26 protein-coding genes and 1 riboswitch are annotated in these 25080 nt (G+C 67.3%); of the genes, 13 read left to right on the plus strand and 13 right to left on the minus strand.

From position 1 onward, the window contains the following. Positions 1 to 98 precede the first annotated feature (98 nt). The 3 genes from AC2S9W_RS06615 to AC2S9W_RS06625 are packed head-to-tail and all read left to right on the plus strand — an operon-like array spanning position 99 to position 2475. Positions 99 to 614, plus strand: coding sequence for a DUF2141 domain-containing protein (locus tag AC2S9W_RS06615; RefSeq protein WP_076073954.1), 516 nt, complete (start codon positions 99 to 101; stop codon positions 612 to 614). Between the two features lie 18 nt (positions 615 to 632). After that, a complete protein-coding gene (locus AC2S9W_RS06620; protein ID WP_067113740.1) occupies positions 633 to 1604 on the plus strand; it encodes a diacylglycerol/lipid kinase family protein in 972 nt (323 codons plus the stop codon). A 10-nt stretch (positions 1605 to 1614) separates the two neighbouring features. Next, the gene (locus tag AC2S9W_RS06625; protein WP_076073956.1) at positions 1615 to 2475 is read left to right on the plus strand and encodes a hypothetical protein; all 861 of its coding nucleotides are present in this window, start codon (positions 1615 to 1617) and stop codon (positions 2473 to 2475) included. A 134-nt stretch (positions 2476 to 2609) separates the two neighbouring features. Here AC2S9W_RS06625 and AC2S9W_RS06630 read toward each other — a convergent pair whose 3' ends face one another. From AC2S9W_RS06630 to AC2S9W_RS06640, 3 genes are all read right to left on the minus strand, one after another. Continuing rightward, positions 2610 to 4589 carry an ATP-binding protein gene (locus AC2S9W_RS06630; RefSeq protein WP_104959317.1) on the minus strand — a complete coding sequence of 660 codons (1980 nt, stop codon included), beginning with the start codon at positions 4587 to 4589 and terminating at the stop codon, positions 2610 to 2612. A 113-nt stretch (positions 4590 to 4702) separates the two neighbouring features. Continuing rightward, a complete protein-coding gene (spt, locus tag AC2S9W_RS06635) occupies positions 4703 to 5905 on the minus strand; it encodes a serine palmitoyltransferase (RefSeq protein ID WP_067105238.1) in 1203 nt (400 codons plus the stop codon). Between the two features lie 109 nt (positions 5906 to 6014). Next, positions 6015 to 6251 (minus strand): acyl carrier protein, encoded by a 237-nt coding sequence (locus AC2S9W_RS06640; RefSeq protein WP_067105237.1) that lies wholly within the window; start codon positions 6249 to 6251, stop codon positions 6015 to 6017. Positions 6252 to 6399: 148 nt separating this feature from the next. On the opposite strand from AC2S9W_RS06640, the gene AC2S9W_RS06645 reads away from it, so the two are divergent. Both AC2S9W_RS06645 and AC2S9W_RS06650 read left to right on the plus strand, forming a co-directional pair. Next, positions 6400 to 6990 (plus strand): Pycsar system effector family protein, encoded by a 591-nt coding sequence (locus tag AC2S9W_RS06645; protein WP_076073964.1) that lies wholly within the window; start codon positions 6400 to 6402, stop codon positions 6988 to 6990. 112 nt (positions 6991 to 7102) lie between these two features. After that, complete coding sequence (locus AC2S9W_RS06650; protein WP_199775050.1) at positions 7103 to 8497, plus strand: MATE family efflux transporter; 1395 nt, start codon at positions 7103 to 7105, stop codon at positions 8495 to 8497. Here the strand turns inward: AC2S9W_RS06650 and AC2S9W_RS06655 are convergent. Next, positions 8454 to 8960 (minus strand): hypothetical protein, encoded by a 507-nt coding sequence (locus AC2S9W_RS06655; protein WP_104959318.1) that lies wholly within the window; start codon positions 8958 to 8960, stop codon positions 8454 to 8456. The genes AC2S9W_RS06650 and AC2S9W_RS06655 overlap by 44 nt on opposite strands. Positions 8961 to 9102: 142 nt before the next feature. On the opposite strand from AC2S9W_RS06655, the gene groES reads away from it, so the two are divergent. Next, positions 9103 to 9390, plus strand: coding sequence for a co-chaperone GroES (gene groES / locus AC2S9W_RS06660; protein ID WP_076073969.1), 288 nt, complete (start codon positions 9103 to 9105; stop codon positions 9388 to 9390). A gap of 63 nt (positions 9391 to 9453) precedes the next feature. After that, positions 9454 to 11097 carry a chaperonin GroEL gene (groL, locus tag AC2S9W_RS06665; RefSeq protein ID WP_067105233.1) on the plus strand — a complete coding sequence of 548 codons (1644 nt, stop codon included), beginning with the start codon at positions 9454 to 9456 and terminating at the stop codon, positions 11095 to 11097. 66 nt (positions 11098 to 11163) lie between these two features. Here the strand turns inward: groL and AC2S9W_RS06670 are convergent, their stop codons facing one another. The 4 genes from AC2S9W_RS06670 to AC2S9W_RS06685 all read right to left on the minus strand — a co-directional run bounded on the left by AC2S9W_RS06670 (position 11164) and on the right by AC2S9W_RS06685 (position 13115). Further along, the gene (locus tag AC2S9W_RS06670) at positions 11164 to 11859 is read right to left on the minus strand and encodes a DJ-1/PfpI family protein (protein ID WP_486571755.1); all 696 of its coding nucleotides are present in this window, start codon (positions 11857 to 11859) and stop codon (positions 11164 to 11166) included. A gap of 21 nt (positions 11860 to 11880) precedes the next feature. Continuing rightward, positions 11881 to 11973, minus strand: a riboswitch (ZMP/ZTP riboswitch). A 51-nt stretch (positions 11974 to 12024) separates the two neighbouring features. Further along, positions 12025 to 12210 (minus strand): hypothetical protein, encoded by a 186-nt coding sequence (locus tag AC2S9W_RS06675; protein ID WP_076073974.1) that lies wholly within the window; start codon positions 12208 to 12210, stop codon positions 12025 to 12027. A gap of 78 nt (positions 12211 to 12288) precedes the next feature. After that, positions 12289 to 12618, minus strand: a complete 330-nt coding sequence (locus AC2S9W_RS06680) for an entericidin EcnAB (RefSeq protein ID WP_076073977.1) — start codon at positions 12616 to 12618, stop codon at positions 12289 to 12291. Between the two features lie 182 nt (positions 12619 to 12800). Continuing rightward, a complete protein-coding gene (locus AC2S9W_RS06685; protein WP_067105229.1) occupies positions 12801 to 13115 on the minus strand; it encodes a hypothetical protein in 315 nt (104 codons plus the stop codon). 238 nt (positions 13116 to 13353) lie between these two features. Here AC2S9W_RS06685 and AC2S9W_RS06690 point away from each other — a divergent pair, with 238 nt between their 5' ends. The 6 genes from AC2S9W_RS06690 (at position 13354) to AC2S9W_RS06715 (ending at position 20586) form a co-directional block, all read left to right on the plus strand. Next, a complete protein-coding gene (locus tag AC2S9W_RS06690) occupies positions 13354 to 14340 on the plus strand; it encodes an ArsR/SmtB family transcription factor (RefSeq protein ID WP_067105228.1) in 987 nt (328 codons plus the stop codon). Continuing rightward, positions 14337 to 15278: a methylenetetrahydrofolate reductase gene (gene metF, locus AC2S9W_RS06695; RefSeq protein WP_076073980.1), complete on the plus strand. Its 942-nt coding sequence runs from the start codon at positions 14337 to 14339 to the stop codon at positions 15276 to 15278. Before AC2S9W_RS06690 ends, metF begins: the two co-directional genes overlap by 4 nt. Positions 15279 to 15303: 25 nt before the next feature. Continuing rightward, positions 15304 to 16356, plus strand: a complete 1053-nt coding sequence (locus tag AC2S9W_RS06700; protein ID WP_067105226.1) for a homocysteine S-methyltransferase family protein — start codon at positions 15304 to 15306, stop codon at positions 16354 to 16356. Between the two features lie 4 nt (positions 16357 to 16360). Then, a complete protein-coding gene (locus tag AC2S9W_RS06705; RefSeq protein WP_076073983.1) occupies positions 16361 to 16885 on the plus strand; it encodes a GNAT family N-acetyltransferase in 525 nt (174 codons plus the stop codon). Between the two features lie 24 nt (positions 16886 to 16909). Further along, the gene (metH, locus tag AC2S9W_RS06710; protein WP_076073985.1) at positions 16910 to 19531 is read left to right on the plus strand and encodes a methionine synthase; all 2622 of its coding nucleotides are present in this window, start codon (positions 16910 to 16912) and stop codon (positions 19529 to 19531) included. A 95-nt stretch (positions 19532 to 19626) separates the two neighbouring features. After that, entirely contained in the window at positions 19627 to 20586 is a 960-nt protein-coding gene (locus AC2S9W_RS06715) for a right-handed parallel beta-helix repeat-containing protein (protein WP_076073988.1), read from the plus strand. 21 nt (positions 20587 to 20607) lie between these two features. Here AC2S9W_RS06715 and AC2S9W_RS06720 read toward each other — a convergent pair whose 3' ends face one another. The 5 genes from AC2S9W_RS06720 to AC2S9W_RS06740 form a co-directional block, all read right to left on the minus strand. Then, positions 20608 to 21111, minus strand: coding sequence for a type III secretion system chaperone family protein (locus AC2S9W_RS06720; RefSeq protein WP_067105222.1), 504 nt, complete (start codon positions 21109 to 21111; stop codon positions 20608 to 20610). A gap of 169 nt (positions 21112 to 21280) precedes the next feature. After that, positions 21281 to 21559 carry an accessory factor UbiK family protein gene (locus tag AC2S9W_RS06725; protein WP_067105221.1) on the minus strand — a complete coding sequence of 93 codons (279 nt, stop codon included), beginning with the start codon at positions 21557 to 21559 and terminating at the stop codon, positions 21281 to 21283. Between the two features lie 37 nt (positions 21560 to 21596). After that, positions 21597 to 22145 carry a TspO/MBR family protein gene (locus tag AC2S9W_RS06730; protein ID WP_067105220.1) on the minus strand — a complete coding sequence of 183 codons (549 nt, stop codon included), beginning with the start codon at positions 22143 to 22145 and terminating at the stop codon, positions 21597 to 21599. A gap of 62 nt (positions 22146 to 22207) precedes the next feature. Next, positions 22208 to 22948, minus strand: coding sequence for a TlyA family RNA methyltransferase (locus AC2S9W_RS06735; RefSeq protein WP_076073990.1), 741 nt, complete (start codon positions 22946 to 22948; stop codon positions 22208 to 22210). Next, complete coding sequence (locus AC2S9W_RS06740; RefSeq protein ID WP_486571756.1) at positions 22945 to 25011, minus strand: protein-disulfide reductase DsbD family protein; 2067 nt, start codon at positions 25009 to 25011, stop codon at positions 22945 to 22947. Before AC2S9W_RS06740 ends, AC2S9W_RS06735 begins: the two co-directional genes overlap by 4 nt. Positions 25012 to 25080: the final 69 nt, after the last annotated feature.

Below are 25080 nucleotides of genomic sequence, written 5' to 3' on the forward strand. Positions count from 1 at the left end.
TGCCGAGTCAAGGGCGACAGGGACCCATGCCAGCGTGTGCTTCAGCGCGTGCGCAAGCGAACGCCGGCATGGTTATAGCCTCTGGAGGAATTGAGGTCATGTCGAAAATGTTTTTCGCCGCGATGCTCGCCGCCGGCGCCGTTGGAGCGCTGGCAGCGCCCGTCGCCGCGCAGGGCGCGACGCTGGGCCCCTCGGCGCATCTGTGCAACAGCAATGCGACCGCGGTGCTGGTCGACGTGCGCGGTTTCAAGGCGCACACCGGCACGCTGCGCGTCCAGATCTACGATGCGGACAGCAGCTATCTGGAAAAGCGCAAATGGCTGGAACGGGTCGATGTCCCGGTATCCCGGTCGGGCAACATGCAGGTCTGCGTGCCGGTGAAGACGCCGGGCAATTACGTCGTCTCGGTGCGCCACGACATCAACGGCAACGGCAAGTCGGACAAGAGCGACGGCGGCGGCATGTCGGGCAATCCCGACATGAAGGTCACCGATTTCATCTTCAAGCGCAAGCCGAAGCTGGCGGCGGTCAGCTTTGCGGTCGGCGGCACGACCAAGCGCGTGCCGGTCACGCTCAACTATATCAGCGGCCTGTCGTTCGCACCGGTCGATTAGGAAAGGCATGGAGGGGTAGTGGCCAGCGTCGCGCTTCTTTCCAATCCGCGCTCCACGGGCAACCGTTCGCTGTTGCCGCGCGTGCGCGAATATTGCGCGGCGCACCCCGACATCTTTCACTATGAGGTCGAGCATGTCGACCAGATCGGCGAGGCGATCCGCACCATCGCGATGGTCTCGCCGCGCGTCGTCGCGATCAACGGTGGCGACGGCACGGTGCAGGCGGCGCTGACCGAGCTTTATTCGGGGGGGCATTTCGGCGGGTCGCCGCCGCCGGTCGCGGTGCTGCCCAATGGCAAGACCAACCTGATCGCGCTCGACCTCGGCGCGGAGGGCGACCCGATCAAGGCGTTGCGGCGCGTCGTCGAACTGGTCGAGGCCGGATCGCTCGAGGACCATGTCATCGAACGCCAGCTCATCGCGCTCGACAGCGGCGGTGCGCGGCCGGTGCTCGGCATGTTCCTCGGCGGCGCCTATCTCGCCGACGTCATGCTCTATTGCCGCAACCGCATCTATCCGCTCGGCCTGCCGAACGGGCTGTCGCACGTGCTCGCGGCGATTCTCGGCCTGTTCGCGATGGTGCTCGGGATCGGCGGCGGACGCCTGCCGCCCAAGCCGCAGCCGATGACGGTCTCGCTCGTCCGCCAGGGCGAGTTCAAGGGCAAATTCTCGCTGCTGATCATCACGACGCTGGAAAAGCTGCTGCTCAGCATCCGCACCAGCGATGCCCATGGGACCAACGGCCATATGAAGCTGCTCGCGACCGACAGCAGCGTCGGCGCGCTGTTCCGCATGCTCGGCGCGGCCTGGCGCGGCACGCTGGGGCAGAAGCCGCTCGAAGGCGTGCATTTCCAGCAGGGCGACGAAATCCATATCGAGGGCGAGCGTTCGAACGTCATCCTCGACGGCGAGATTTTCGAGACCTCGGGCGGCCGGCCGATCATCCTGACCTCGACCCAGCCGGTGCCCTTCCTGCGTCTCGCAGCCTGAGCGTCGGCCCGTGCGCGACATCGCCAGCCTCGTCCGCGAAGAATTGGCGCTCCCCGTCGATCCGCGCGTCGCGGCGATGGCGGCGGCGATCGCGGCCCGATATCCGGGCAGCGCACGCGCGGTGCTCTTCTATGGGAGCTGTCTGCGCGAGACGCAGCTCGACGGGCTGATGCTCGATTTCTACCTGATCGTCTCCGACTATGGCGATGCCTATCCGAAACGCTGGATGGCGTTCGCCAACCGCCTGATCCCGCCGAACGTCTTTCCCTTTCAGGCGGGCGGGCTGATGGCCAAATATGCGGTGCTCAGCGAAAGCGACTTCCACCGGCTGAACGGGCCGGAGACGCGCAACGTGTCGGTCTGGGCGCGCTTCGCGCAGCCGTCGCGGCTCGTCTGGGCGGTCGACGACACCGCGCGCGACAAGGCGGCGGCGGTGGTGGCGCGCGCGGCGCCGACGCTGCTCGCGGCGGCCGGACGCCTCGGCGGCGAATCGATCCTCGACTGGTGGCGCCGCGCCTTTTCGCTCACCTATTCGGTCGAGCTGCGTGCCGAGCGGGCGAGCCGCGCGCAGTCGGTGGTCGACGCCGATCCCGACCGCTACCGCGATTTCGGCGAGGCCGCCGCCGCGGCCATCCCGGTGGGTGCGCCGAGCGGCGGCTGGACGCGCCGCCGCATCGAGGGCAAGGCGCTCAGCATCGTGCGGCTCGCCAAGGCCAGCCTGACCTATGCCGGCGGGATCGACTATCTGGCGTGGAAGATCAATCGCCACGCGGGCACGAAGATCGAGATCAAGCCCTGGCAGCGCCGCTGGCCGCTGCTCGCCGCGCTGACGCTGGTCCCGCGCCTGATGCGGAGCGGCGCGATCCGCTAGAACATGATGACATGAGTTGGAATCGTCATTGCGAGGAGCGAAGCGACGCGGCAATCCAGAGTGTGCGCAAACCGCTCTGGATTGCTTCGCTCCGCTCGCAATGACGAAGTGGGTCAATCTAAAGTCATCAGAGTCTAGGACGAGGTCGCGCGCGCGAGCGTCGCCGCGCCCGGCTCGGGCGCGGGGACGTCGCGGCAGCGGCGGATCGCCTGGTCGAGCGCGGCGAGGGTGAAGGGCTTGCGCAGCACGTCGTGGTCGCCGAAGCTCGCGATCTCGCTTGCGTCGCCGGCGTAACCGGTGACGAACAGCACCGACAGGTCGGGCCAGCGCGCCTTGAGCCGTTCCACCATTTCCGGCCCGGTGAGTTCGGGCATCAGCACGTCGGACAGGATCAGGTCGAACCCGCCGTTGGCCGCGACCAGCGCCTCGGCCTTCAGCGGATCGTTGCAGGCGACCGCGCGGTGGCCCAGTTCCTCGACCGCATCGACCGTCGCGGCCAGAACGCGCCGGTCGTCCTCGACCACCAATATGTCGAGCGCGTGGGACGGTGCGTCGGAAAGAGCCTTGCCGCCGTCCGCCACCGCCGCGTCGGTTTCACCGGGCCGCGCGACCGGCAGCAGCATCGCGACGCTCGTCCCCTCGCCGACGGTCGAGGCGATCTGCACCTCGCCCCCCGACTGGCGGCAGAAGGCGAAGACCTGCGTCATGCCCAGCCCGGTGCCCTGCCCGGCGGGCTTGGTGGTGTAGAAGGGGTCGAACACGCGTTCGATCACCTCGGGCGCCATGCCGCAGCCGCTGTCGATCACCTGCACCGCGAGCGCCGCGGTTTCGGCCCTTTCGTCGCGCAGCGTGCGGATGACGAGCGTGCCGTGACCGCCCATGGCGTCGCGCGCGTTGACCGCGAGATTGAGCAGCGCATTCTCGAACTGCTGCCGGTCGAGCCGGCAGGCGAGCCCTTCCGCGCCGAGGTCGAGCGACAGCGCGATCCGGTCGCCGATCGTGCGTTCGATCAGTTCGGCGAAGCTCGCGATGCATTCGTCCACGGGGGTGAATTCGGGACGGGCGGGCTCCGACCGAGCAAAGGCGAGCAGCCGCCGCGTCAGGTCGGCGGCGCGGTTGGCGCCGTCGAGCGCGTTGCCGAGGTGGCGCTGCGCCTTGTCGGGCGCTTCCGACAGCCAGCGCTGGGCCAGTTCGAGCCCGCCGACGACGACCGCGAGCATATTGTTGAAATCATGCGCGATCCCGCCGGTGAGCTGACCCACGGCCTCCATCTTCTGCGCCTGCCGCAATTGCGCCTCGGCCGCTTCGCGCTCGACCATCTCGCCGCGCAGCGCCTCGTTGGCTTTCGCCAGTTCGGCGGTCCGTTCCTCGACCGCGGCTTCGAGCAGCATCGCGCGGTCGCTCTCGGCGAGTTGCTCGCGCCGCGCCATGCGCCGCTCGCTTTCCGCTCGCACGAGCGAGAAGCTCGCCGCGATGGCGATCACCGCCGCGAGCGCGCCGAGCAGCGAGAAGAGCAGGATCGCCTGGTTCAGGCTCGCGCGGTCGGAGGCGGCGATGCGGTTGCGCTCGCTGAGCAGCGTGCGCTCGTTGCGGATCAGCTCGGTGAGCAGCTTGTCGATGCGGCCGAGCGCCGGGTCGTGCCCCGCCGCATTATATTTGGAGATCGCCGCGACCGTCTGGCGATAATTGGCACTGAGCGCGGCGTCCCCGAGTTGCGTGCCGCGCTGGGCGAGTTCGGCGGTCAGCTGCTGCACCAGTTCGGCCTGCTTGGGATTGTCGCGCACGTTGCGCCGGAGCAGCGCCAGATATTGCTGCGCGAGGCCCCATTGCTGCTGATAGATGCGCCCGTCCTCTTTCTGCAGCCCGACCGCGAAGCGGCCGAGAGCGGATTCGGCGCGGGCGAGCGCGGCGTCGAGGCTGCGCGTCTGCTGGATCATCTCCAGGCTGTGCGCCTGATAGCCGAGCGACCGATCGTAATTGTCGTTGGCGCGCATCAGCAGCAGCACGAGCGCCGCGACGACCCCGACCAGGATCGTGCCGACGCCGACCGTCAGCCAGAAGCGCACGCGCTCCCGGCGGCTTTCGCTTTCACTGTCGCCATCCCGCTCGAACACCGCGCCTGTTTACCGGCATTCGGCGGCTGGGCAAAGCGGCGAAGCGCCCGGGACGCGGCGCGATGCTCGGTTCGCCCCGAAAAGGAATCCGCTGGTCGGCGCGCAGGCTCGTTTCAGCCGATAATGCCGGTGCGCTTGCCCGCGCGCTCGAAGCGGCCGAGGATCTCGCCGACCTGGTCGGCCGAATGCTCGGCGCACAGCGAACAGCGCAGCAGCGTCATGCCCGCGGGGGTCGCCGGCGGGCGCGCGAGGTTGACGTAAAGCCCTTCCTCGAGCAGCGCTTCCCACATCATCGCGCCCCTTTCGAGATCGGGCATGATGACGGCGATGATCGCCGACTGCGGCTCGTCGGTGCCGAGCGTGAAGCCCAGATCGCGCAGCCCTTTGTGCAGCGCCTTCGAATTTTCCCACAGATGCGCGCGCTTGTTCGATCCGTGCATCAGCTTGCGGATGCTCGTCGCGGCGGTCGCGACGACGCTCGGCGGCAGCGAGGCGGTGAAGACATAGGGGCGGCAGACGAGCCGCAGGATTTCGAACTTCGGATGGTTCGACACGCAGAAGCCGCCGACGGTGCCGACGCTCTTCGAAAAGGTGCCGATGATGAAATCGACGTCGTCGATCACCCCCTGCGCCTCGGCGACGCCGCGGCCGTGCTCGCCGATGAAGCCCATCGAATGCGCCTCGTCGACCAGCACCATCGCGCCATTCTCCTTGGCGATGCGGATCATCTCCTTCAGCGGCGCGACATCGCCGAGCATCGAATAGACGCCCTCCAGCACGACGAGCTTGCCCGCCTCGGGCGGCAGGCGCTTCAGCCGCTTTTCCAGCGCTTCGATGTCGTTGTGGCGAAAAGCGACGATCTCCGCATCGCCCATCTTGCAGCCGTCGTAGATCGAGGCGTGACTGTCGATGTCGAGGATGATGTAGTCGCCCTTGCCGGCGATCGTCGAGATGATGCCGAGGTTCGCCTGATAGCCGGTCGAGAACACCATGGCATGATCCATGGCGTAGAAGTCCTTCAGCGCCTCCTCGACCTCCCGGTGCCCCTGATAGGTGCCGTTGAGGACACGGCTGCCGGTCGTGCCGCTGCCGAATTTGTCGAGCGCGTCCTTGCCCGCGGCGATGACGTCCTCGTCGAAGGTCATGCCCATATAATTGTAGGTGCCGAGCAGGATCGTCTCGCGCCCGTTGCAGATCGCGACGGTGGGCGAGAGCACCTTTTCCATCACCAGACTGAACGGATCGGTGACGCCGGTCGACAGCAGCGCCGCGCGCTGCTCGATCAGCGGGTCGAATTTCGAGAAAAGATCGGTCATATGATGCTTCCAAAATCCGTTCGCATCGAGCGAAGTCGAAATGCCCCTCGGCCTCGCACTTTCCTGATGGGTGTCTCGACTTCGCTCGACACGAACGGAACGAGAGAGGTCAGCCCTGCAGTTTCTCCACCGCGGCGATCAACTGGCCGACATTCTCGATTTCCGCCTGCATGTTCATGCTGATGATGATGTCGAAACTGTCCTCGACCTCGGCGACGAAATCCATGACGGTCAGGCTGTCCCATTCGAGGTCGCCGGCAAAGGTCGTGGCGTCGGTCAGTTCGACGCCCTTCTTGTTGAACGGCTCGATCAGGCCGTGAATCGTCTCGCGCAGCGCGGTGCTCATTTCGGTGCGTCCCAAAAGTGGAAATATCGCGCGGACATGCCGCGACCATGGTTCCTTGGCAAGCGATTGCGGCGGCAATCGGGCAGCATCTTGCCGATCGACGCCCGGCATGCCATCGCTGGTGCGGTTCGATGATCGGGGATGGCCTATGAGCAAGGAACCGGAGAAGCGGCCGAAAAAGGCGCCGGAACGCGTGGAGCCGCCGCCCGCGACCGGCTTTCCGCCCAATGCGGTCCATCTCGTCCGCACCAATCAGCAGATCACGATGCAATTGTCGCAGATGGCCGATCAGAAGGCGTCGATCCTGATGGGCGCGACCTTCGTCGTCTTCACCCTCGCGATCGGACAGGCGCGCGCCGGGGCGGGGGCGCTGACGACGCCGCTCGCGATCCTCGCGACCTTTTCCTTCCTGTCGGCGCTGCTCGCCATCTCCGCCGTGCTGCCGCGCGTCGGCAAGGCGCCGCCGGCCGCGCGCGACGGCGAAGATCGCGGCAATCTCCTCTTCTTCGGCCATTTCGCGCAGATGGGGGAGGATGAGTTCATCGCCGCGATCAAGGCGCGCCTGCGCACTGAAGAGGACCTCTACGAGGTGATGCTGCGCGACACCTGGCAGAATGGCGTCGTGCTCGCGCGGCGCAAATATCGCTATCTGGCCTATGCCTATCGGTTGTTCGTGGTGGGGCTGACGCTGACCTTCCTCGCCTTCGCGGTCGAGATGACGGCAATGTGGATGGAATAAATCCGGGGTGAAGGGAACGGCTGTGGCCTTTTTATCACCCCCGCTCGTCAAACCGCACGCCTCGCCCCGTCGCTATTGAACCGCTGGAACCCCGCGCTTATCCGGGCCGGCCATGCTCGATCAGGCCCACCCCCTGACCGCGGAACCGCCGCGGACATTCCGCGTCGAATTCCGCGAAACACTGGCGCTCGCCTGGCCCCTGGCCGCCGCGAACCTGCTCCAGATGCTCGTCCATGCGATCGACGTGATCTTCGTCGCAAGGCTCGGCGACACGGCGCTCGCCGCCTCGTCGCTCGGCGTCGCGATCTTCGGCCTTCTGCTGTGGACGGGCACCGGGCTGGTCGGCGCCGCGGCACCGCTGATCGCCGCCGAACTCGGCCGGCGCAAGCACAGCGTGCGCGAGGTGCGGCGCACCGTGCGCATGGCGCTGTGGCTCAGCCTGCTCGTCTCGCTCGTCTTCATGGGCGTGTGCGCCGCCGGCGGGCCGATCATGCGCGCGACCGGGCAGGACCCCGAATTGACCCATCGCGCCGCCGCTTTCCTGCTGATCCTGATGTGGGGGATGGCGCCGATGATCGCGGCGAGCGTGCTGCGCATCTTCGTCTCGGCGCTCGGGCGGCCGACGATCGCGACCGCGATCACCTTCCTCGCGCTGTTCGTCAACGCGCTCGGCAACTGGACACTGGTGTTCGGCCACCTCGGCCTGCCCGCGCTCGGCCTCCACGGCTCGGCGCTGTCGAGCGTGCTGACCAGCACCGCGATGCTGATCGCCTATGTCGTGGTGATCCAGAGCGACCGGCGGCTGCGGCGCTATCATCTGTTCGGCAACTGGTGGCGCAGCGAATGGAGCCGCTTCGTCGAGACCGTCCGCATCGGCACCCCGATCGGGCTGACCATCCTTGCCGAGGCGGGGCTGTTCACCGGCGCCGCCTTCCTGATGGGCCGGATCGGCGAGGCGCAGCTGGCCGGGCATACGATCGCGCTCCAGATCGCGGCGCTCGCTTTCCAGATTCCGTTCGGCGTCGCGCAGGCGGCGACGATCCGCGTCGGGCTCGCCTATGGCGCGCGCGACCGCCGCGCCATCGCGCTCGCCGGCCGCGCCTCGCTGTGGCTCGGCATCGGCTTCATGGTGCTGACCGCGCTCGGCATGTGGCTCTATCCGGCGACGGTGCTGTCGCTCTATGTCGATGTGGGCGATACGAAGAACGCCGCGCTCGTCGGTTTCGCGATGCAGTTCCTCGTCATCGCCGCCGCTTTTCAGCTGTTCGACGGGGCGCAGACGGTCGCCGCGGGGGTGCTGCGCGGATTGCAGGACACGCGCATCCCGATGCTGATCGCGGTGTGCGGCTATTGGATCGCGGGCTATGGCACCGCGATCTACCTCGGCTTCTGGACCCCGATGGCGGGCGTCGGCATCTGGATCGGCCTCGCGGTCGGACTGGTCGTCGTCGCCGCGCTGCTGCTCATGCGCTGGCGGATGCGGGCGCGGCTGGGGCTGCTTCCTTAAGTTGCTGGTGGCTGAACTGGCTGGAGAGTTGCTTCGCTTCTCGAACCATGTCCTTCATTTCCTCGACCGTTAGAATTCGAAGCTTCTTGTCCGTGTGGCAAGCATTCTGGAACCCGAACCAGTTTTCGATGGCTTTGCTGCCGTCATATCGCACGATCACGGTCAATACAGCATGGACGAGGTCGGTTCGCTTGTCGTTGAGAAGCGTGATCGCCTTGATTCGCTCTTCCAGCTTTTTCGGATGGACGAAGTGGTCTTTCGCTCCTGAAAGGCGGGTCAGCTTTTGAGTGAGGGGGGTGCCGGGCGCGGCCTTCAACTCAAGCCGGACAATATAATCCATCACGGCGGCTTCAAGCTTGGCGAAGGCGTCCAGAAACTCCCCGCGCAGCAGTTGTCCCCGCTCGCGCAAGGCGCGCAGATCGACGGCCTCCGCCTCCTTGATGACTGGAACTTCGCCCCCCATCTGGATGCTCTAGCCGAGCAGACGTAAAATTTTCGTTGGACTCCGCTTGACGCCCCACGGGGTGCGACCCATATGCCCGCCTGTTAGCACTCGCCTGGTGTGAGTGCTAAGTGACATCATTTGCACCTCTGGAGGGATATCCATGCAATTTCGTCCGCTGCACGATCGTGTGCTCGTCCGCCGTATCGAAGCCGAGGAAAAGACGGCCGGCGGCATCATCATCCCCGACACCGCCAAGGAAAAGCCGCAGGAAGGCGAGATCGTCGCCGTCGGCGAGGGCGCCCGCGACGAGGACGGCGACCGCATCGCGCTCGACGTCAAGGCCGGCGACCGCATCCTGTTCGGCAAGTGGTCGGGCACCGAGATCAAGGTCGACGGCGAAGAGCTGCTGATCATGAAGGAATCGGACATCCTCGGCATTCTCGCCTGAGTCCGTCCATCGAATTGAGAGTGAAGTTGCGCAGTTTCCTGCGCCTTTGAAAGGAACGAGCCAATGGCTGCCAAGGACGTTAAATTTTCGCGCGACGCGCGCGAGCGGATCCTCAAGGGCGTCGACATCCTCGCCGACGCCGTCAAGGTCACGCTGGGCCCCAAGGGCCGGCATGTCGTGATCGACAAGAGCTTCGGCGCTCCCCGCATCACCAAGGACGGCGTCAGCGTCGCCAAGGAAATCGAGCTCAAGGACAAGTTCGAGAACATGGGCGCGCAGATGCTGCGCGAGGTCGCCAGCAAGGCGAACGACAAGGCCGGTGACGGCACCACCACCGCGACCGTGCTGGCGCAGGCGATCGTCCGCGAAGGCATGAAGTCGGTCGCCGCGGGCATGAACCCGATGGACCTCAAGCGCGGCATCGACCTCGCCGTCGGCAAGGTGGTCGAGGATCTCGCCGCCCGCTCGACTCCGGTGTCTGGCTCGTCGGAAATCGCGCAGGTCGGCATCATCTCGGCCAACGGTGACACCGAAGTCGGCGAGAAGATCGCCGAGGCGATGGAGAAGGTCGGCAAGGAAGGCGTCATCACCGTCGAGGAAGCCAAGGGCCTCGAATTCGAACTCGACGTCGTCGAGGGCATGCAGTTCGACCGCGGCTATCTGAGCCCCTATTTCATCACCAACCCTGAAAAGATGACGGTCGAACTCGCCGATCCGTACATCCTGATCTTCGAAAAGAAGCTGTCGAACCTCCAGTCGATGCTGCCGATCCTCGAAGCGGTCGTGCAGTCGGGCCGTCCGCTGCTGATCATCGCCGAGGACATCGAAGGCGAAGCGCTGGCGACCCTCGTCGTCAACCGTCTGCGCGGCGGCCTGAAGGTCGCGGCGGTCAAGGCGCCGGGCTTCGGCGATCGCCGCAAGGCGATGCTGCAGGACATCGCGATCCTGACGCAGGGTGAGATGATCAGCGAAGACCTGGGCATCAAGCTCGAATCGGTCACGCTGAACATGCTGGGCCAGGCGAAGCGCGTCACCATCGACAAGGACAACACGACCATCGTCGACGGCGCCGGCGAAGCCGATGCGATCAAGGCCCGCGTCGAGCAGATCCGCGCCCAGATCGAGACCACGACCAGCGACTACGACCGTGAAAAGCTGCAGGAACGTCTGGCGAAGCTCGCCGGCGGCGTTGCGGTTATCAAGGTCGGCGGCGCGACCGAGGTCGAGGTGAAGGAGCGCAAGGACCGCGTCGACGACGCGCTGCACGCGACCCGCGCCGCGGTCGAGGAAGGTATCGTCTCGGGCGGCGGCACCGCGCTGCTCTATGCGACCAAGGTGCTCGACGGGCTGAAGGGCGTCAACGACGACCAGACGCGCGGCATCGACATCGTCCGCAAGGCGATCGAAGCGCCGCTGCGCCAGATCGCGGCCAACGCCGGCCACGACGGCGCGGTCGTCGCGGGCAACCTGCTGCGCGAAGACAATGTCGATCAGGGCTTCAACGCCGCGACCGACACCTATGAGAATCTGAAGGCCGCCGGCGTCATCGACCCGACCAAGGTCGTGCGCACCGCGCTTCAGGATGCGGCGTCGGTTGCCGGCCTGCTGATCACCACCGAAGCGGCGGTCAGCGAACTGCCCGAAGACAAGCCGGCGATGCCGATGGGCGGCGGCGGCATGGGCGGCATGGGCGGCATGGACTTCTAAGTCCCGCATCCCAGCCGGCATATGCTGGAAAATCGGGGCCGGGGGAGCGATCCTCCGGCCCCTTTTTCATGCCCGCAGCGCCGCTTCCATGTGGGCGGCGGCCGCGTCGTAGACGCGCGCCTTCAGCCCCGCCGTCACCGCCTGCGGCGCACGGTCGGGGTGGCCGCCGGCAAAGGGTGGCGCGGGGTCGTATTCGATCGCCAGCTGGATCGCCTGCGCGACCACGGGACCGCGCAGGCGACCGATCAGCGTCAGCGCGAAATCGAGGCCGGAGGTCACGCCGCCGCTGGTGACGACGCGGCCGTCCTCGACGACGCGCGCTTTCACCGCCTCCGCGCCGACCAGCGGCAGCAGATGAGCATAGGCCCAGTGCGTCGTCGCGCGCTGCCCCTGCAACAGGCCGGCGCGGCCGAGCAGGAAAGCGCCGGTGCACACGCTCGTCACCCATTGGGCGCCCGCGGCATGCCGTTCGATGAAGGCGATCGTCGCCGCATCGCCCAGCGCCGCGGCGACGCCATGACCGCCCGGCACGCACAGGATGTCGGCCTGCGGACAGTCCGCGAAATCATGCGTCGGGATGATCGAAAAGCCGCTGTCGGTGGCGATCGGCGCGCGGATTGCCGCCGCACCGGCCAGCACCGCGCCGGGCATCCGGCTCAACGCCTGCGCGGGCGCGGTGAAGTCGAGCTGGGTGATGCCCGGAAAGAGAAGGAAGACGATGGTGGTTTGGGGGGTGTTTTCGGGGGCGGTGGTTTCGGTCACGCGGATGCTCCTCGCCATGCAATGGATCACCCAGGCGCGCGGCTCGTGCCGGCCATCGGCCGGACCCCGCTTCCCGATGGGACTCCATCTTCAGCGCCAGTCGCGGAGCAGCGGCAGCATAGGACGGGGCGGCCGCGGTGGAAAGGGCGTTGCGGGAGGCGGGTGCTACCGTCCGGCGTCCGTATCCGCGTCCGCCGCGCCGTCGCGGCTTTCGAGCATCTCGGCTGCGTCGTCGAGCGCCTTTGCTTCGCTGACGGTGACGCCGCCGGGGCCGGGCTCGTTGTCGGTGCGGCTGCATCCCGCGGCGAGGAGCAGCACGAGCGCCGCGATGATCGCAACGCGATGGATCATGTCGCCTCTCCCACGAAAAAGGGCCCCATCCTCATGGAATGGAGCCCCTTCATAGCAAGGCGAAAGCCCGCCAGCGACTTACTTCTTGTCGTTGGCTTCGGCCTTCTTGGTTTCCGCGGCGATCTTGTCGCCCGCGGCCTTGGCGGCGTCGCCGGCGGCGTTCACCGTGCCTTCGACCGCATTGCCGGCATCCTTGGCCGCGCCCTCGACCGCCGCACCGGCGTCCTTGGCGGCATCGGCGGTCGCGTCGGCGGCGTCAGAGGCGCCCTCGGCCACGGCATCGCCCGCAGCCGCGGCATCGTCAGCGACGGCGGCGCCCGCTTCGGCGGTTTCGTCCTGCGCCTTTTCCGAGCAGGCGGCGAGGCTGAACGCCGCTGCGGCCATCGAGGCGATAATGATCTTGCGCATAGAAATTCCTTTCGAATGGGCGGTGGCCGGCCCGCGACCACTGCGCGAAGAATTAGCGGTGGATGAAGCCCTTGGCAACCGGCGAGCGATGCCGGTCCGCTGGTCCGGGGCAACCATGTGAAAAGGGGCCGCCAGCGCGTGCCGACGACCCCTTTTTCAACTGGTCGAATGCCAGGAAGCGATTACTTCTTGGCTTCTTCCATCGCGCCCTTGGCAGCGTCGGTCGCTTCCTTGGCGGCGTCGGCAGCTTCGCTCGCCTTGTCGGCAGCCGTGTTCGCGGCAGCGGCGGCGTCGCCGGCAGCATTCGCGGTCGCGTCGGCCGCAGCGGCGGTCGCATCGGCGGCGCCTTCGGCCGCTTCCATCGCGCCGTCCGCCGCGCCCTCGACGGTCGCGGTGTCTTCGGCGGCCGGAGCTGCTTCGTCGGCAGCCTTTTCACCGCAGGCAGCGAGGCCCAGCGAGGTGGCAAGGACGAGCGACAGAGTGATCGACTTCTTCATTTGGGAATACCCCTCTCGATTGAACTGATTGACCGGCATTCGGATGCGAACAATTCGATCCGGCACATTGCCAATCGCCGACAGAGCTACAATTTCGGCCAAAACGGTGCAACGGACTTTTTGGTTGCGGCGGCGCTCAAATCGACGAGTCGAGCCCGATACCGCCGCTGCAAGCCCCGGAAACAGGGCGCTTTCGGCCGGTTGACTGGATATAAAGAATTCTTTATATCACCTTCTCATGGCCGAGCTGCTCGACATTTTCCGTGCCCTTGCCGACCCGACCCGGTTACGAGTCGTGGCGTTGCTGCGCGAGATGGAACTGGCGATCGGGGAGCTGGCGATCGTCCTCGATCAGAGCCAGCCGCGCGTGTCGCGGCACGTCCGCATCCTGGCCGAGGCCGGCATCGTCGAGCGGCGGCGCGAGGGAAGCTGGGTGTTCCTGCGCATCGTGCAGGACGGGCCGATCCGGACGATGATCGATCAGGTCGAGAAATGGCCCTTCTCGGCGCGCGAGGGCCGGGTGATCGCTTATGATGCCCGACGCCTTGCCGCCATCCGCAACGACCGCGCGGCCGCCGCCGCGCGCTATTTCGCCGAGCATGCCGCCGAATGGGACGCGATCCGCTCCCGCCACGTCGCAGAGAGCGAGGTGGAATCCGCGATGCTGGCGATGGTGGCGGGGCGCCGGCTCGGTCATCTGCTCGACATCGGAACGGGCACTGGCCGGATGGCAGAGATTTTCGCGCCGACCGCGCGGCGTATCACCGCGCTCGACCGCAGCCCGGAAATGCTGCGGCTCGCGCGCGCCAAGCTGGCCGATCAGCCGGTCCCGATCGACCTGGTGCAGGGCGATTTCCTGGCGCTGCCGATGGACGATGCGAGCATCGACAGCATCGTCATCCATCAGGCGCTGCATTTCGCACACGAACCCGACCGCGTGATCGCGGAGGCGGCAAGGGTGCTGCGCGGCGGCGGGCATCTCCTCGTCGTCGATTTCGCACCGCACGAGGATGAGGAACTGCGCATGCTTGCGGCGCACGCCCGTCTCGGCTTTTCGGATGCCCAGATCCGCGGCTGGTTCGCCTCCGCCGGCTTGCTGCTCGAAAGCGGCCAGACGCTCGAGGGCGGCGAGCTTGCAGTGAAACTGTGGCTCGGGCGCCGTCGCAGCGATGAAGATCAGACCCCCGCCAGCGAAGGCGGGCAGACCAGGAAACTTGCCGCATGACATCGAACCTCAATTCGCTGGCGGAGGCCAGGCGCGCCGCGGCGTCGCCGTTGTTCGCCAATCTCGACGGCGACATCGGCGTCAGCTTCGAATTCTTCCCGCCGAAGACGGAGAAGATGGAGGCGCAGCTCTGGGACACGTTCCGCACGCTCGAACCGCTCGGGCCGCGCTTCGTTTCGGTCACCTATGGCGCGGGCGGCTCGACGCGCGAACGCACCCACGCCACCGTCGCGCGCATCGCGGCGGAAAGCGCGGTGCCGCCTGCGGCGCACCTGACCTGCGTCGAGGCCTCGCGCGAGGAAATCGACGCGGTCGCGCGCGCCTATTGGGAGGCGGGCGTGCGCCACATCGTCGCGCTGCGCGGCGATGTGCCGGGCGGCGCGCCCTATCGTGCCCATGCGCAGGGCTATGCCAATGCCGCCGAGCTGGTCGCGGGGCTGAAGGCCGTCGCGCCCTTCGACATTTCGGTCGCCGCCTATCCCGAGGTGCATCCCGACGCCGATTGCGCGCAAACCGACCTCGACAATCTCAAGCGCAAGCTCGACGCCGGCGCGACGCGCGCGATCACGCAATTCTTCTTCTCGCCGGAGGCCTTCCTGCGCTTCCGCGACGCGGCGGCGGCGGCGGGGATCGATGCGCCGATCGTTCCCGGCATCCTGCCGGTGTCGAACGTGTCGCAGACCCGGCGCATGGCCGACATGTGCGGCGCGGCGATCCCGGCGTGGATGGTCTCGCTGTTCGAGGGGCTCGACGACCTGCCTTCGGCGCGCCAGCTCGTCGCCGCGACGATCGCCGCCGAACTCTGCCGCCGCCTCTATGCCGGCGGCGTGCGCGACTTCCATTTCTACACGCTCAACCGGGCGGAGCTCAGCTACGCCATCTGCCACCTGCTGGGCCTGCGCCCGCCGGCAGCGCCCGCGGCGGAGAAGGCCGCATGAATCGCATGGCAAGGAAGGATCATCGATGACCAGCGCGCGCGAAGCCCTGCAGCAGGCGGCCCGCAGCCGCATCCTGCTCACCGACGGCGGCTGGGGAACGCAGATCCAGCTCCGCAAGCTGACAGAGGCCGACTATGCCGGCACGCTCGGCCTCGGCCGCGACCAGAAGGGCAATAACGATATTCTCGCGCTGACCCGCCCCGACGTCGTCGCGGCGATCGGCGAAGCCTATCTGGCGGCGGGGTCGGACATCGTGTCGACCAACACCTTCAGCGCCAACCGCATCAGCCAGGCCGATTATGGCGCCGAGCATCTGGTCGCCGACATCAACCATGAAAGCGCCCGACTGGGACGCGAGGCGGCCGACAAATTTGCCGCGCGCGACGGCCGCCGCCGCTTCGTCGCGGGCGCCGTCGGGCCGACCAACAAGACGCTGTCGCTGTCGCCCGACGTCAACAATCCCGGCTATCGCGAGATCGATTTCGACGAGCTCAAGGCGGTCTATTGCGACCAGGTGGTCGCGCTGGCCGAGGGCGGTGCCGATTTCATCCTGATTGAGACGATCTTTGACACGCTCAACGCCAAGGCGGGGATCGCCGCGACGCTCGAGGCGGAGGCGAAGCTGGGGCGCGAACTGCCGCTGATGATCTCGATGACGCTGACCGACCTGTCGGGGCGCAACCTGTCGGGCCACACGGTCGAGGCTTTCTGGTACGCGGTGCGCCATGCAAAGCCGCTGACCGTCGGGCTCAATTGCAGCTTCGGCGCGGCGCAGCTTCGTCCGCATGTTCGGGTGCTGTCCGATCTCGCCGACACGCTGGTCATGGTCTATCCGAACGCCGGCCTGCCCAACGAACTCGGCGAATATGACGAGCAGCCGGAAACGACCGCTGGGCTGGTGCGCGAATGGGCAGAGCATGGGCAGGTCAATATCCTCGGCGGTTGCTGCGGATCGACGCCCGCGCATATCGCCGCGATGGCAAAGGCGGTCGAAGGCCTTGCGCCGCGCCATATTCCCGAAGTGCCGGTGCGCACGCGTCTCGCGGGGCTGGAACCCTTCACCATGGCGGCGGCCTGATCCGATGGAGGATGGACAAGCATGGACGATCCGCGAGGCTGGCGCCGATGACGCCGCGGCGCTGGCACTGATCGGCGCGGCGACCTTTCTCGAAACCTTCGCCGGTATCCTCGACGGCGCGGCGATCATCGGCCATTGCGCCGCACAGCATGGCGAGACGGCCTATCGATCCGCCCTGGCGTCGGGTGCCCGCGCCTGGCTGGCCGAGGCGTGTCCCGGCGGTGCGCCCGTCGGATTTGCCCTCGTCGGCGCGCCGGGCCTCGCGGCGGCGCAGGACGGCGATATCGAGCTCAAGCGCATCTATGCGCTGTCGCGCTTTCACGGCACCGGGCTGGGCGCGGCACTGATGGCGCGGGCGGTCGAGGCGGCGGCGGGCTATCGCCGGCTGCTGCTTGGCGTCTATGCGCGCAATCACCGCGCGCTCGCCTTCTATCGCAAGCAGGGCTTTGCCGACATCGGCACCCGGCAGTTCGACGTCGGGGGCAAGCTCTACGACGATCTCGTCCTTGCCCGCCCCGTCGCGGCCTGACCTCTCTTCCTTTCGGGACCTTCGATGACCCAGACCCTCTCCTCTTCGTCCTTCGTCAATATCGGCGAGCGCACCAACGTCACCGGATCGGCGGCGTTCAAGAAGCTGATCCTCGCCGACGATTTCACCGCCGCGGTAGAGGTCGCGCGCCAGCAGGTGGAAAATGGCGCGCAGGTTATCGACGTCAACATGGACGAAGGGCTGCTCGACGCCGAACGGGCGATGACGACCTTCCTCAAGCTGATCGCCGCCGAGCCCGACATCGCGCGCGTGCCGGTGATGATCGATTCGTCGAAATGGAGCGTCATAGAGGCGGGCCTCAAATGCGTGCCCGGCAAGCCGATCGTCAACTCGATCAGCATGAAGGAGGGCGAGGAGCCTTTTCTCGCGCAGGCGAGGCTGTGCCGGGCCTATGGCGCCGCGGTGGTCGTCATGGCGTTCGACGAGGTCGGGCAGGCCGACACCAGGGAACGCAAGATCGAGATCTGCGAGCGCGCCTACAAGCTGCTCACCGGCATCGGTTTCCCGCCCGAGGACATCATCTTCGATCCCAATATCTTCGCCATCGCGACGGGGCTCGAAGAGCATGACAATTATGCCGTCGATTTCATCGAGGCGGTGAAGGTCATCCGCCAGCGCTGCCCGCACGCCCATTTTTCCGGCGGGCTGTCCAACCTGTCGTTCGGCTTTCGCGGCAACGAGACGGTGCGCCGCGCGATGCACAGCGTCTTCCTCTATTATGCGATCCCGGCGGGGCTCGACATGGCGATCGTCAACGCGGGGCAGCTCGACGTCTACGACACGATCGACCCGGAGCTTCGCAACGCCTGCGAGGACGTGATCCTCAACCGCAAGGTGGAGGGCGAGGCCGAATCGCCGACCGAACGGCTGATCGCGCTCGCCGAACGCTACAAGGGCAAGGATGCGGCGCAGGAAAAGGCGGCCGAGGAATGGCGCGGCTGGCCGGTCGAAAAGCGGCTCGAACATGCGCTGGTCAAGGGAATCGACGCGCATATCGTCGCCGATACCGAAGAGATGCGGCTGGCGATGGACCGGCCGATCGAGGTGATCGAAGGGCCGCTGATGGACGGGATGAACGTCGTCGGCGACCTGTTCGGATCGGGCAAGATGTTCCTGCCGCAGGTCGTGAAATCGGCGCGCGTGATGAAGAAGGCGGTCGCGCACCTGCTGCCCTTCATCGAGGCCGAGAAGGAGGAAGGCGCCAAGGGCAAGGGCCGGATCGTGATGGCGACCGTCAAGGGCGACGTCCACGACATCGGCAAGAACATCGTCGGCGTGGTGCTCCAGTGCAACGGCTTCGAGGTCGTCGACTTGGGCGTCATGGTGCCGTGGAGCAGCATCCTGCAGGCCGCGAACGAGAATGACGCCGACATGATCGGCCTGTCCGGCCTGATCACCCCCTCGCTCGACGAGATGGTGACCGTGGCGGAAGAGATGCAGCGCGCCGGCATGACGATGCCGCTGCTGATCGGCGGCGCGACGACCTCGCGCATGCACACCGCGCTGCGCATCGACCCCGCCTATGAAGGACCGGTGCTGCACGTGCTCGACGCGAGCCGCGCGGTCGGCGTCGCGACGGCGCTGGTCAGCGATACCGGCTACGACGCCTATGTGCAGGGCTATAAGGAGGATTATGCGCATATCCGCGAGGTGCGCGCGAACAAGGGGCAGAGCGCGCTGATCCCCATCGAGGATGCGCGCGCCAACGGCTTCGCGGTCGACGAGCATATCCGGCCCTTCCCGCCCGAACAGCCCGGCGTGCATGCGTTCGACCAATGGGACATGGCCGAACTGGTCGAATGGTTCGACTGGACGCCCTTCTTCCGCGCCTGGGAACTGGCGGGCACCTTTCCCGCGATCCTCGACGACGCGGTGGTGGGGGAAAGCGCGCGCGGTCTCTTTGCCGACGCGCAGGCGATGCTTGCGAAGATCGTCGGCGAAGGCTGGCTGCACGCGCGCGGGGTCGCGGGGCTGTGGCCGTGCCGTCGCGACGGCGACGACGTCGTCATCCACCTCGAGGAAGAGGAACGGCACGTCCGCATCCCCTTCCTGCGCCAGCAGATCGCCAAGCGCGAGGGGCGCCCCAACATGTGCCTCGCCGATTTCGTCAGCCCTGACGGCGACTGGATCGGCGGCTTTTCGGTCGCGATCCACGGCATCGAGCCGCATCTTGCGCGCTTCAAGGCCGCGCATGACGATTACAACGACATCTTGCTCAAGGCACTGGCCGACCGCTTCGCCGAAGCCTTCGCCGAACGGCTCCACGCGCATGTCCGCACTGTGCTCTGGGGCTATGCACCGGGTGAGCAGCTGACGCCAGAGGCGATCATCAAGGAGGAATATCGCGGCATCCGCCCCGCGCCGGGCTATCCGGCCTGTCCGGACCACAGCCTGAAGCCGATCCTGTTCGAGTTGCTCGACGCCGGCAACACATCGGGCGCGATCCTGACCGACCATTTCGCGATGCTGCCGACCTCGGCCGTCTCGGGCTTCTATCTGGGGCATCCCGATGCGAGCTATTTCGGGGTCGCGCGGGTCGGCGAGGACCAGCTGGTCGATTATGCGGAACGGCGCGGCGTCGATCTCGAAACCGCGCGCCGCTGGCTGCGCCCCAATCTCGACTGAAACCGATCGCCCGCCGCCTGTCCGATAAAGGGACAGGTGGCGGGTTAACCAGCTTCGCGAAGGACGCGCGGCGCCGAAATCGCTATGACGGCGCCATGATCCAGACGCTTCTCCGCCGGCCGCTGTTGCCGCTGCTCGCCCTTCCACTGCTCCTCGCCCCGATGCCGCTGCCCGCGCAATCGGGCGATGCGCCCTATGTTATCGCTGAAAGCGGCCGCGCCTTCGGCCGGTTGCAGCAGGCCGTCGACGCGATCGGCGAGGGGCAGGGGACGATCCGCATCGCCCCCGGCTATCATCGCGATTGCGCGGTTCAGACGGCGGGACATATCGCCTTCGTCGCTGCCGAGCCGGGGCGCAGCATATTCGACGGCGTGACATGCGAGGGCAAGGCGGCGCTGGTGCTGCGCGGCGACGGCGCGCGCGTCGACGGCATCGTCTTTCAGAACATGCGGGTGCCCGACGGCAACGGCGCCGGAATCCGGCTCGAACAGGGTGACCTGACCATCGTCAACAGCCTGTTCCGTGGCAGCGAGGAGGGCATCCTCACCGCCGACGACCCGCAGTCGACGCTGACCATCGAGCGCTCGACCTTTTCGCGGCTCGGCCGCTGTGACCGCGGGCTGAGCTGCGCGCACAGCGTCTATACCGGCGCCTACGGCCGCGTCGTGGTGACCCACAGCCGCTTCGAAAAAGGCACCGGCGGCCATTATCTGAAGGTTCGTGCGGGGCAGGTCGACATTCGGGACAACAGCTTCGACGACACGCAGGGGACGGCGACCAATTACATGATCGACCTGCCGGCGGGCGCGACGGGGCGCATCGCGGACAATCTGTTCGTGCAGGGGCGCGACAAGGAGAATTATTCGGCGATCATCGCGGTCGCCGCCGAGGCGCGCGACAATCCGTCGCGCGGCCTGTCGATCGAGGGCAATCGGGCCAGCCTGCCCGAAGGGCTCGGTCGCAACGTGGCGTTCGTCGCCGACTGGAGCGGCGAGCCGCTGGCGATCGGCGCCAACGACCTCGGCCCGGGGCTCAAGCGCTACGAGAAACGGTGAAGCGGTCCGAACGGAGCGGCGCTATGCCTCTCCGCGTGTTTCGATGAGCGAGGCGGCGAGCGCCTCGGCCGGGGTCTTGCCGCCCCACAGCACGAACTGGAACACCGGATAGAAGCGCTCGCATTCGTCGATCGCGCTTTCGACCAGCGTTTCGGCGAGGTCGAGCGACAGCGCGGCGTCGCTTCCCAGCAGCATGCCGTGGCGAAACAGGATCGTGCCGCTGTTCGACCACAGCTCGAAATGGCCGAGCCAGAGCTGTTCGTTGATCAGCGCCAGCGCTTCGTGCGCGGCGGCGCGTTTGTCCTCGACGACGCGGATGTCGGGGAAGGCGAGAAGCTGGATGACACCGTCGTCGGGACGCCACACCGCGCGCAGCTCATAGGTCGTCCAGCTTCCCTGCGCGGTCGCGACGATCTCGTCCTCGCCGACCATCTCGTGCGCCCAGTCGTGCGCGGCGAAATAGGAGGCGAGCATGTCCATCGGCGCCGCTTCCTGGCCGTCGTCATCGTAGATATCGTCACTCATGGAGCGCCTTTAGCGGGTGATGGCTGACCTGGCGAGTCCGCACCACCTTGTCACCCCGGACTGGATCCGAGGTCCATTCGGCACTCGCGATCGGGGGCGGCGCGAGAATGGATGCTGAATCAAGTTCAGCATGACGAAGACAGGAAGCGGCAGTTTCTTTGACGGCCGCCTATTTTTTAGGTGCGGTTCTGGGTTTCGCCGCCGGCTTCGCTGCACCTTCCAGCGCATCGAGCCGCGCCTTCAGCGCCTCCGCCTCTGCGCGCGCCGTCGCGGCCATCGCCTTCACCGCCTCGAATTCCTCGCGGCTGACGAAGTCCATGCGGCCGATCCATTCCTTGGCGCGCTCGCGCATTGCGGCTTCGGCCTCGCGGCCGGCGCCGGCGACCGTGCCGGCGATGCCGTTCATCATCTTGGCCAGATCGTCGAAAATGCGGTTCTCGCTCTGCATCACTCTATCCTTCGTCGGGGTCGGCCCCTTGCCGCGCCTATATCTGGGTGCTCGCCGCGTGCGGGACAAGGGCTTCGGCGTCGGGGTTGCGCTGGTCGATCTGGAAATTGAGGACGCTCGCGAAAGCGAGCCACAGCAGATAGGGCACGAGCAGCCACGCCGCCGCCTTGCGGATCGATGCAAAGGCGAAGGCGGTGGCAAGCGTCACCATCAGGATGAAGATGATCAGATACAGCGCGCTTGTCACCTGATGCGCGGCGAAGAACAGCGGCGACCAGGCGAAATTGGCGAGGAGCTGGGCGAAGAAGAGCAGCAGCGCAAAGCCGCGTCCTTTGGCGCCGCGCGCATGAAGGACCATCGCCAGCGCCAGCCCGAGGCAGATGTAGAGCAGCGGCCAGACGACCGCGAACACCCAGCCCGGCGGCACGATGGACGGCAGGTCGAGTGCCGCGAACCAGCGATTGCCGTAGCCGCTGTTCGAAAGCAGGCCCATCAGGCTGCCGATCAGCACGATCGCGGGGACGGTGATCATCGCCCAGCGCCAATAGGAGAGGCGTAGCTGGCCCGGTGTGGCGATCTCGCTCATGCTCGGCTGGTCCCTTTTCGCGATTCTGCGTGACAACGGTGTCGCGACTCGCGAGCCCAGCGTCAAGCGTTCCGCTTTTGCGCCGCGACCAGAAATTCGACATTGCCTTCTGGCCCGGTAATCGGGCTCTGGATCAGGTCGAGCACGATCCAGCCGCTTTCCTCGATCCATGCGCGGACCTCCGCGCACACGCGCGCATGGACGGCGGGGTCGCGCACGACGCCCTTCTTGCCGACCTCGTGCCGCTGCGCCTCGAACTGCGGCTTGATCAGCGCGACCAGCCGCGCCCCTTCGGCCGTGAACGACAGCGGCACCGGCAGAACCTTCGACAAGGCGATGAAGCTCGCGTCGCAGACGACCAGACCGATGGGCTCGGGGATATGGTCGGCGGTCAGGATGCGCGCGCTCGTCTGTTCGTGGACGATGACGCGCGGGTCCTGCCGCAGCTTCCATGCGAGCTGGTTGGTGCCCGAATCCACCGCGTGGACGCGCGCCGTGCCGCGCGAAAGCAGCACATCGGTGAAGCCGCCGGTCGACGAACCCACGTCGATCGCGACCGCGCCCGCCACGTCCCAGCCGAGATGCGCAAGCGCATGGTCGAGCTTGATCCCGCCGCGCGACACCCATGGATGATCGCGCCCCTTGATGCTGATCTCGGCATCGTCGGCGATCTGCTGCCCCGCCTTGTCGATCTTGCGGTCGCCGACGAAGGCGAGCCCGGCGAGGATCAGCGCCTGCGCGCGCGTCCGGCTTTCGGCGAGGCCGCGATCGACGAGCAACTGGTCGGCGCGCTGCTTGCTCACCGGCGCTGCGCCTTTCCGATCAGCAGTCCGGGGGTCAATATCTGCGGCAGGATCTCGGGCCGCGCGGCGCCCGGCGCATACCAGAGGTAGAGCGGCACGCTGTTGCGTCCATGCTCGGCGAGGGTGCGCGTGATGATGGGGTCGCCGTTGGTCCAGTCGCCGACGAGCGTCGTGACCCCGGCTTTGTCGAACGCAGCCTGCACCGCCTCGCGCTCGATCGCGCCCGCTTCGTTCGCCTTGCACGACAGGCACCAGTCGGCAGTGAAATAGACGAACACCGGCTTGCCGGAGGTGCGGGCCCTGACGAGCGCGTCGGGAGAAAAGGCGGTGGCGTCGGTCGGCGCGGTTCCCCCTGCGCGCGCGGCGTGGTTGGTCCACAATGCGAGCGGGACGAGCAACAGCAGCAGCGCGAACAGCGGCGCGACGGCACGCCCATGCCGCTGCGCGCGGCCTGCGGCGAAAGCGAGGGCGCCGGCGAGCACCACGGCACCCAGCGCCGCGAAGAGGCCCGTCGCGCCCGCCTGACGCCACAGCAGCCATGCCAGCGCCACCGCCGTGAGGCCCATCGGCAGCGCCATCCACCTGCGAAAGCGATCCATCCACGGCCCCGGCCGGGGCAGGCGGCGCCGCAGCGCGGGGATGAAGCCGACGGCGAGGAAGGGCAAGGCGATTCCGAGCCCGAGCCCGCCGAAGATAGGCAGCGCCGCCCAGGCGGGCAGGACGAGCGTCGCGCCGAGCGCTGCTCCGAGCAGCGGGCCGCTGCACGGCGTCGCGACGAAGGCGGCGAGCGCCCCGGTCCAGAAACCGCCCGCCGCCCCGCCGCGTGCCGCGAGCGCCTGTCCGCCGCCGAACGACGGCAAGGCGTAAAGGCCAAGCAGGTTGAGGGTGATCGCGCAGGCGAGGACGAGCAGGACCAATATGCTGGCCGGATGCTGGAGCTGGAAAGCCCAGCCGACCTGCTCGCCCGCCGCGCGCAGCGCCAGCAATGCGCCGCCGAGCAGCAGCGCGGTCGCCACCGCGCCGGCGGTGTAGGCCAGCGCTTCGACCTTCGCCTCGCGCGCCGCACCGCCCGACCGTGCGAGGCTGAGCGCCTTCAGGCTGAGAATCGGGAAGACGCACGGCATCAGGTTCAGGATCAGTCCGCCGAGGATCGCCCCCGCGAGCGCGGCCCAGAACAGCGCGGCGTCGGGGCGGCTCGCCGCCGCGACCGCCTTGCCGGCGGCCGGGACCGTGCCCGGCTCGAACCGCAGCGACAGGCCGCGTCCGTCCGAGAGCTTGAGCAGCCCCTCGGCGACGCCGGTCGTCTCGCCGCGAGCGCGCGTCTCGACGATCAACTGATCGCCGTTGCGGCTGAACGCCTGCGGCGCGGCATAGTCGGCAAGGTCGCGGGTCGCGAGAAAAAGGTGCGGAGCATCGAGCGCGGTGCCCGCGGGCAGCGGGACGGCGAAGCGCAGCGTATCGCCGCGGCGTTCCCACCTTCCCGGCCGGTCGAGCGGTTGCGGCAGCCGCGCGCGCCAGCCATCGAACTGGCGTCGCGCGGCGGGCGCGACCGCGCCGTCGCCGGCCCGCATCGCGACCGAGATCACCGCCTTTTCGGGAACGCATATCTTGTCGGTGCACGCCAGCCAGTTGGCGATGCCGGTCAGCGTCAGGTCGGAACCCGGCGCGACACTGCGATCGACCCGCACGTCGGCGAGCAGCGCGTAGGGATGCTCATAGACATGATTCATCATCCCGAAGAGGATCAGCGCCTCGGGAACCGGATAGCGAAAGGGCGCGACGGTGACGCCGTCGGGGAGGTTCCATTCGACCTGCATGCCGAACCCGGCGTCGCCGCCGTTCGACCAATAGCCGTGCCAGCCCGGCTCGGGAGTCATGACGAGCGCGACGGTCGTCGATCCGCCGGGCAAAGGCGCGGGCGACTCGGCGACCAGCCTTGCCGCGATATGCGGCGCCGCGGCCTGCGCCGGGCCCGGAACGAACAGTACCAGCAGGGCGAGCGCGAGCAGCGCCAGCGCGCGGCGGCCCGCCGCCGTCATCGACCTGTCTTGCGCACGCTCCATGCCCATGCCGCTTCCGTTCGCCTTTCAAGGCTTGCCATATAGGCGGCTTTCGCCGAGAGGACAGCCCGC

The organism is Sphingopyxis sp. 550B (assembly GCF_057401805.1).

Bases quoted from the DNA above. Each gene is read 5' to 3' on its own strand.
- AC2S9W_RS06615 (WP_076073954.1), top strand. From the start codon at position 99: ATGTCGAAAATGTTTTTCGCCGCGATGCTCGCCGCCGGCGCCGTTGGA.
- spt (WP_067105238.1), bottom strand. From the start codon at position 5,905: ATGACCGATCTTTTCTCGAAATTCGACCCGCTGATCGAGCAGCGCGCG.
- AC2S9W_RS06640 (WP_067105237.1), bottom strand. From the start codon at position 6,251: ATGAGCACCGCGCTGCGCGAGACGATTCACGGCCTGATCGAGCCGTTC.
- AC2S9W_RS06645 (WP_076073964.1), top strand. From the start codon at position 6,400: ATGAGCAAGGAACCGGAGAAGCGGCCGAAAAAGGCGCCGGAACGCGTG.
- AC2S9W_RS06650 (WP_199775050.1), top strand. From the start codon at position 7,103: ATGCTCGATCAGGCCCACCCCCTGACCGCGGAACCGCCGCGGACATTC.
- AC2S9W_RS06655 (WP_104959318.1), bottom strand. From the start codon at position 8,960: ATGGGGGGCGAAGTTCCAGTCATCAAGGAGGCGGAGGCCGTCGATCTG.
- groES (WP_076073969.1), top strand. From the start codon at position 9,103: ATGCAATTTCGTCCGCTGCACGATCGTGTGCTCGTCCGCCGTATCGAA.
- groL (WP_067105233.1), top strand. From the start codon at position 9,454: ATGGCTGCCAAGGACGTTAAATTTTCGCGCGACGCGCGCGAGCGGATC.
- AC2S9W_RS06675 (WP_076073974.1), bottom strand. From the start codon at position 12,210: ATGATCCATCGCGTTGCGATCATCGCGGCGCTCGTGCTGCTCCTCGCC.
- AC2S9W_RS06680 (WP_076073977.1), bottom strand. From the start codon at position 12,618: ATGCGCAAGATCATTATCGCCTCGATGGCCGCAGCGGCGTTCAGCCTC.
- AC2S9W_RS06685 (WP_067105229.1), bottom strand. From the start codon at position 13,115: ATGAAGAAGTCGATCACTCTGTCGCTCGTCCTTGCCACCTCGCTGGGC.
- AC2S9W_RS06690 (WP_067105228.1), top strand. From the start codon at position 13,354: ATGGCCGAGCTGCTCGACATTTTCCGTGCCCTTGCCGACCCGACCCGG.
- metF (WP_076073980.1), top strand. From the start codon at position 14,337: ATGACATCGAACCTCAATTCGCTGGCGGAGGCCAGGCGCGCCGCGGCG.
- AC2S9W_RS06700 (WP_067105226.1), top strand. From the start codon at position 15,304: ATGACCAGCGCGCGCGAAGCCCTGCAGCAGGCGGCCCGCAGCCGCATC.
- AC2S9W_RS06705 (WP_076073983.1), top strand. From the start codon at position 16,361: ATGGAGGATGGACAAGCATGGACGATCCGCGAGGCTGGCGCCGATGAC.
- metH (WP_076073985.1), top strand. From the start codon at position 16,910: ATGACCCAGACCCTCTCCTCTTCGTCCTTCGTCAATATCGGCGAGCGC.
- AC2S9W_RS06715 (WP_076073988.1), top strand. From the start codon at position 19,627: ATGATCCAGACGCTTCTCCGCCGGCCGCTGTTGCCGCTGCTCGCCCTT.
- AC2S9W_RS06720 (WP_067105222.1), bottom strand. From the start codon at position 21,111: ATGAGTGACGATATCTACGATGACGACGGCCAGGAAGCGGCGCCGATG.
- AC2S9W_RS06725 (WP_067105221.1), bottom strand. From the start codon at position 21,559: ATGCAGAGCGAGAACCGCATTTTCGACGATCTGGCCAAGATGATGAAC.
- AC2S9W_RS06730 (WP_067105220.1), bottom strand. From the start codon at position 22,145: ATGAGCGAGATCGCCACACCGGGCCAGCTACGCCTCTCCTATTGGCGC.
- AC2S9W_RS06740 (WP_486571756.1), bottom strand. From the start codon at position 25,011: ATGGAGCGTGCGCAAGACAGGTCGATGACGGCGGCGGGCCGCCGCGCG.